The following is a 6,816-nucleotide window of genomic DNA, read 5'->3' as shown; positions in this document are numbered from 1 at the left end:
TGATCAACACCCATCACCACTTCTATCAAACCCTGACCCGCGCCTGGGCGCCGGTGGTCAATCAGCCGCTGTTCCCATGGCTGAAAACCCTGTACCCGGTCTGGGCACGCCTGACCCCGGAAAAGCTCGCCCTCGCCACCAAGGTCGCGTTGGCTGAATTGCTGCTGTCCGGTTGCACCACCGCGGCCGACCATCACTACCTGTTCCCGGAAGGTCTGGAAAACGCGATCGACGTGCAAGTCGAGAGCGTTCGCGAACTGGGCATGCGCGCCATGCTGACCCGCGGTTCCATGAGCCTCGGTGAAAAGGACGGTGGCCTGCCGCCGCAACAGACCGTACAGGAAGGCGAAGTGATCCTCGCCGACAGCCAGCGCCTGATCGCCGAGTACCACGAACGTGGTGACGGCGCGCAAATCCAGATCGCCCTGGCACCGTGCTCGCCGTTCTCGGTGACCCCGGAAATCATGTCGGCCAGTGCCGAACTGGCGAACAAACTCGACGTGCGCCTGCACACCCACCTGGCAGAAACCCTCGACGAAGAAGACTTCTGCCTGCAACGCTTCGGCCTGCGCACCGTGGACTATCTGGACAGTGTCGGCTGGCTCGGCCCGCGTACCTGGCTGGCCCATGGCATCCATTTCAACCCGGACGAAATCGCCCGCCTCGGCGGCGCCGGTACCGGTATTTGCCATTGCCCGAGTTCGAACATGCGCCTGGCCTCAGGCATCTGCCCGAGCATCGAGTTGACCGATGCCGGTGCCTTGCTGGGTTTGGGCGTGGACGGCTCGGCGTCCAACGATGCCTCGAACATGATGCTCGAAGCACGTCAGGCCCTGTACATCCAGCGCCTGCGCTACGGCGCCGAGAAGATCACCCCGGAGCGCGTGTTGGGTTGGGCGACCAAGGGTTCGGCGAGCCTGCTGGGCCGTACCGATATCGGCGAGTTGGCGGTGGGCAAGCAGGCTGACCTGGCGATGTTCAAACTCGATGAACTGCGCTTCTCCGGCAGCCATGATCCGGTCTCGGCACTGCTGCTGTGCGGCGCCGATCGCGCGGACCGGGTGATGGTCGGCGGCAAGTGGCGGGTGATCGATGGGCAGGTCGAAGGGCTGGATCTGAAGGGGTTGATTGCCGATCACAGCCAGGCGGCGCGGCAGTTGATTGCAGGGACCTGATACAACACCGATTAAAACTGTGGGAGCAAGCTCGCTCCCACATTGGTGTTGTGGAGGGTCAAGGCCATCTGGATTGGCGCACCAGTGGATGGCAGCCGTGCAAGGACATGCACTGTTATCGGACTTCAAGGACCTGTCGCGAGCCAGCTCGCGATGGCATCACCGCGGATTCACGTTTTGTTGTCTTGTTGGTCAGCAATTTGCATTGCCCTGTGCAAGCCCGAGAGCCCAGCCAACCTCACAACAAAATGGAGTTCCAATTCATGCACAACCGTCCGTTGAAGAAGCTGCTTTGCGCCGTTGCGGCGGCCATCGGCCTGAGCGCCGGTCTGACCGTCAGTGCCAACGAACCGCTGAAAGTCGGCTTCGTCTACATCGGCCCGATCGGCGACCACGGCTGGACGTATCAGCATGAACAAGGGCGCAAGGAACTCGCGGAAAAATTCGGCTCGCAGATCACCACCAACTACGTGGAAAACGTCGCTGAAGGCGCCGACGCCGAGCGGGTGATCCGCAACATGGCCAAGGACAAGTACGACCTGATCTTCACCACCTCCTTCGGCTACATGAACCCGACCGTGAAAGTCGCCAAACAGTTTCCCATGGTGACCTTCGAACACGCCACCGGCTACAAGCAGGACAAAAACCTCGGCACTTACCTGGCGCGCACTTACGAGGGCCGCTACGTCGGCGGCTTCCTCGCGGCGAAAATGACCAAGACCAAGAAGGTCGGCTACGTCGCCTCGTTCCCGATCCCGGAAGTGATCCGCGACATCAATGCCATCCAGTTGGCCCTGAACAAGTACAACCCCGGCACCGAGATCAAGGTGGTGTGGGTCAACTCATGGTTCGATCCGGGCAAGGAAGCGGATGCCGCCAACGCGCTGATCGACCAGGGTGTGGACGTGGTGTTCCAGCACACCGACAGCCCGGCGCCGATCCAGGCCGCCGAACGTCGCGGCGTGTATGCCGTGGGCTACGCTTCGGACATGGCGCACTTCGGGCCGAAAGCGGTGCTGACCTCCATCGTCAATGACTGGGGCCCACACTACGTTCAGGCAACCCAAAGTGTGATCGACCATGACTGGAAATCCCGGGACTATTGGGGTGGGTTGAAGGAAGGCACGGTTGAACTGCCGATCAGCGACCTGGTGCCGGCGATGGTGAAGAGCGAAGCCGAGCAGATCATCGCCGACATCAAGAGCGGTGCGCTGCAACTGTTCACCGGGCCAATCAAGGATCAGGCCGGAGTCGAAAAAATCCCGGCGGGCACGAGCGCGACCACGGCGGAACTGGCGTCGATGAATTACTACGTGGAAGGTATGAAGGCTGAGATGCCGAAGTAGTTTCCCGATACCGAAACACCGTCCCTGTGGGAGCGAGCTTGCTCGCGATAGCAGTAGAGCAGCCGACATCAATGTTGAATGTGCAGCCGTCATCGCGAGCAAGCTCGCTCCCACAATGGATTTCACTGTTTTAAAGGACTGCGCGTGAACAGCCTCCCCATCATCGACATCGCCCCGCTCTACTGCGACGACCCATCCGCCTGGCCAGCGGTGGCCGGGCAAATCGACCGCGCCTGCCGCGAGTGGGGTTTCTTCTACATCAAGGGTCATCCGATTTCAGCAACGCGCATCGACGCCCTGCTCGACCATGCCAAGCGCTTCTTCGCCCAACCCACCGCCGAAAAACTCCAGATCGACATCACCCAGACCCGTCACCACCGCGGCTACGGCGCCATCGCCACCGAGCAATTGGACCCAAGCAAACCCGGCGACCTCAAAGAAACCTTCGACATGGGCCTGCACCTGCCGGCCGGGCACCCTGACGTACTGGCGGAAAAACCCTTGCGCAGTCCCAATCGCCATCCGTCCATGCCCGGCTGGGAAGCGCTGACGGAGCAGCACTACGTCGACATGCAAGCTCTCGCACAAACGCTGTTGCGGGCGATGACCCTGGCGCTGGGGATTGAGCGCGATTTCTTCGACACACGCTTCAATGACCCGGTCAGCGTGCTACGGATGATCCATTACCCGCCGCGCCACACCGCCAGCGCCGAAGAGCAACAAGGTGCCGGCGCACACACCGACTACGGTTGCATTACCCTGCTCTATCAGGACGCCACCGGTGGCTTGCAGGTACGTAATGTCCAAGGCGAATGGATCGACGCACCGCCCATCGAAGGTACGTTCGTGGTCAACCTCGGCGACATGATGGCGCGCTGGAGCAACGACCGCTACCTGTCGACGCCGCACCGGGTGATCAGCCCGCTCGGCGTGGATCGTTATTCGATGCCGTTTTTCGCCGAGCCGCACCCGGATACCCGCATCGAATGCCTGCCCGGTTGTCAGGATGAACAACACCCGGCGAAATACCCGGCCACCACCTGCGCCGAGTTCCTGCTCTCGCGCTTCGCCGATACCTACGCTTATCGACGGGAACTGAAAGCGGTGTGATGAACCGCCTGGTCAGGTTTTACCAATTGTTCCGGCAACCCTCTGTAGAATGGCGACTATTGCACCTGATGAGAAAAGAATCATGTATGACTGGCTGAACGCCCTGCCCAAGGCAGAATTGCACCTGCACCTGGAAGGCTCGCTGGAACCCGAACTGTTGTTCGCCCTGGCCGAGCGCAACAAGATTGCCCTGCCATGGAACGACGTCGAAACCTTGCGCAAGGCGTATGCCTTCAACAACCTGCAGGAGTTCCTCGACCTGTATTACCGGGGTGCCGATGTGCTGCGCACATCCCAGGATTTCTATGACCTGACCTGGGCATACCTGCTGCGCTGTAAAGAGCAGAACGTGATTCACACCGAACCGTTCTTCGACCCGCAGACCCATACCGACCGTGGCATCCCGTTCGAAGTGGTGCTCAACGGTATCGCCGCCGCGCTCAAGGATGGCGAGCAGCAACTGGGTATCACCAGTGGTTTGATCCTGAGCTTCCTGCGCCATCTGAGCGAAGACCAAGCGCAGAAAACCCTCGACCAGGCGCTGCCGTTCCGCGATGCGTTCGTCGCCGTGGGCCTGGACAGTTCCGAGATGGGTCACCCGCCGAGCAAGTTCCAGCGCGTGTTCGACCGTGCCCGTGACGAAGGCTTCCTGACCGTCGCCCACGCCGGTGAAGAAGGCCCGCCCGAGTACATCTGGGAAGCCATCGACCTGCTGAAAATCCAGCGCATCGACCATGGCGTGCGCGCCATCGAAGACGAGCGCCTGATGCAGCGAATCATCGACGAGCAGATCCCGCTGACCGTATGCCCGTTGTCGAACACCAAGCTTTGCGTATTCGATCACATGTCACAGCACAACATTCTCGACATGCTGGAGCGCGGTGTAAAAGTGACCGTGAACTCCGATGACCCGGCGTACTTCGGCGGTTATGTCACCGAGAACTTCCATGCGCTGCACACCCACCTGGGCATGACCCAGGATCAGGCCAAACGCCTGGCGCAGAACAGCCTCGATGCGCGGTTGGTGAAACCCTAGGCAGCACCGCAAATCCAACTGCAGGAGCTGGCTTGCCAGCGAAGGCGCCCTCCCATTCACCAACAATGTTGAATGTGGCAACGGCTTCGCTGGCAAGCCAGCTCCTGCAGATTGGGAGCAAGGTTTTAAAGCGCCAATTCCAACTCGGCTTCCCCGGCAAAGCGATGGATCTCGCGTTGGCCGGCGGCCGTCACCTGCAAGGTTCGGGAATCGTTGGGCAGGCTCAGCCACCCCGACTGCATGAACAGCTGCAACAATGCCGCGCCCAGCGAGCCACCCATGTGCGGGCGTCTTTCGCTCCAGTCAGGGCATGCGCAGGCAACCCTGCCGTTGTGATGGGCCAGCGCCTGGATGAACACTCCCCGTGCCGCCAACCCAGTCGCGCCCTTGAGCGTGACCGTGACCCGCTGATCAATCTGTTCGATCCAGCCTGCCTCCAGCAGTCGCTGATACAGATCGGCGGACAGGGTGCCCCCCAAGTGATCGTCGCACAGTCGGGCACTCAGCAATGGCGAACGCACCGCCCGGGGTTTGGCCAGAGACGAATTGCGCTTGAATACGTCCGGAATATTCTGGGGTGCGCTGGCAAATGTCGCGCTGGCCAGTGCCTCGATTGCCGCCCCGACCTCGGGCGCGGCCAGGCGGAAGAAGCGTTTGCGACCGCGGTTTTCAACCCTCAACAGACCTCCTGCGGACAAACGCCCCAGGTGTGCACTGGCCGAAGACGGTGACAGGCCGGCCAGTAATGCCAACTCTTCGGTTGCTCGCGCCGAACCGTCGATCAAGGCCCACATCATTGCGCTGCGCTTTGGGTCAGCCAGCAATGTGGCGATCTGGCTGATGCAAGGTGCATGTTCCATGTATTCACTCCCTGTTGAATCGTTTCGTTTACTGCCCAGAAACATCTTGACCAGTAATGTGTCGTCAGCCAATCCGTGGAGACTGTCATAAACCCGGCGACGCCTTGCTCACTCATTTGCGCTGCCTGGCCGACACTGCGAAGGCCAGAAGGATGACCGTGCAGCCGGACCGACTCGAACGTGGACCCGCCAATGGGGGATCGACGCTACCTACATGATGAGGGCGCTAGTATATGCGGGTTGGTCGCGGGATCCTGTCCTCCGCCCCGCGTAGGTGCTGATAGTTCCTGAGAGAAATTTCTCTTTTTTCGTGCGACTAATGATCGATATCCGAAAAACCTGGAAATTGACTGCTCAAAAGTTCACATCGGCTGGCAAGCATTTCACGCAAGAGGTTCACCGGCTTACTCAATTGCGCGCGATGGGCGCACAACAGATTCAGCGGTGCGCGCTCACAGAGCAGCTCCGGCATCAGCACCTTCAAGCGACCGGCCAGTACATCGGCGGCGACATCCAGCCAGGACTTGTACGCGATCCCGGCGCCCGCCACGGCCCAAAGGCGAACGACATCGGCATCGTCACTGAAACGATCGCCGCTGACGGTCAGGCTGACTTCGCGTTTGCCGTCGTGAAAACTCCAGTGGTCGTGGACCCGGCTGCCGAGCATGTACAACAGGCAATTGTGCTGTGCCAGTTGCTCAAGATGCCGTGGCTCGCCATGACGAGCCAGATAGCCGGGAGCTGCGCACAACACCCGGCGGTTCTGCGGGGCGATGGGCAACGCCACCAGGCTGGAATCCTCCGGTTCACCGTAGCGCAGGGCAATGTCTACCGGTTGGCGAAACAGGTCGGCGATGCGATCCCCCAGCAGCAGGCGCACAGTCAGTTTCGGATGCTCGCGTTGAAACTCGTCGAGCCAGGGCAGCAGCAGGTTGCGGCCAAAGTCCGATGGCGCCGACAGTTGCAGAACCCCGCTGACCTGGTCCTGACCACTGGCCAGCAATCGCCGGCCCTCGTCTAGATTGCTCAGGGCCGCGCGAGCGTATTCGAGAAAGCCCTCGCCTTCGGCGGTCAAGCGCAGGCTGCGGGTCGAACGGGCCAACAAGCGGGCGCCGAGCTGTTGTTCTATGCGTTTGAGCGCTGCGCTGGCCACCGCCGCCGACATGTCCATGCCCCGTGCGGCGGCGGACAGACTGCCCAGGTCCGCCGCCCGGACAAACAACTGCAAGTCATCGAAACGCAGCATTAAAAAGCACCTATTATCAAAAAAATATTGAAAGAGACTGCTC

Annotated in this window: 6 protein-coding genes; 4 read left to right on the top strand and 2 right to left on the bottom strand. The window is 60.8% G+C overall.

Annotated elements, in window-relative coordinates:
* From AC1DU9_RS09690 to AC1DU9_RS09675, 4 genes are all read left to right on the top strand, one after another.
* Positions 1-1,175, top strand: a 1,175-nt coding sequence (locus AC1DU9_RS09690; protein WP_477810065.1) for an 8-oxoguanine deaminase, incomplete at its 5' end; no start/stop codon positions are given.
* Between the two features lie 263 nt (positions 1,176-1,438).
* On the top strand, positions 1,439-2,521 hold the full coding sequence (locus AC1DU9_RS09685; protein WP_223462796.1) for a BMP family ABC transporter substrate-binding protein: 1,083 nt from the start codon (positions 1,439-1,441) through the stop codon (positions 2,519-2,521).
* 144 nt (positions 2,522-2,665) lie between these two features.
* The gene (locus tag AC1DU9_RS09680) at positions 2,666-3,631 is read left to right on the top strand and encodes an isopenicillin N synthase family dioxygenase (RefSeq protein ID WP_477810064.1); all 966 of its coding nucleotides are present in this window, start codon (positions 2,666-2,668) and stop codon (positions 3,629-3,631) included.
* A gap of 82 nt (positions 3,632-3,713) precedes the next feature.
* Positions 3,714-4,667: an adenosine deaminase gene (locus tag AC1DU9_RS09675; RefSeq protein WP_223462794.1), complete on the top strand. Its 954-nt coding sequence runs from the start codon at positions 3,714-3,716 to the stop codon at positions 4,665-4,667.
* Positions 4,668-4,792: 125 nt separating this feature from the next.
* On the opposite strand, the gene AC1DU9_RS09670 is transcribed toward AC1DU9_RS09675, so the two are convergent.
* Positions 4,793-5,527, bottom strand: coding sequence for an ArsR/SmtB family transcription factor (locus tag AC1DU9_RS09670; protein ID WP_223462793.1), 735 nt, complete (start codon positions 5,525-5,527; stop codon positions 4,793-4,795).
* Between the two features lie 316 nt (positions 5,528-5,843).
* Positions 5,844-6,773 carry a LysR family transcriptional regulator gene (locus tag AC1DU9_RS09665; RefSeq protein WP_223462792.1) on the bottom strand — a complete coding sequence of 310 codons (930 nt, stop codon included), beginning with the start codon at positions 6,771-6,773 and terminating at the stop codon, positions 5,844-5,846.
* Between the last annotated feature and the right edge of the window lie 43 nt (positions 6,774-6,816).

It is taken from the genome of Pseudomonas sp. P4_C1, from assembly GCF_056402155.1.
The sequence above is the reverse complement of the archived record's forward strand: the minus strand, read 5'-3'. Positions and strand labels throughout refer to the sequence as shown.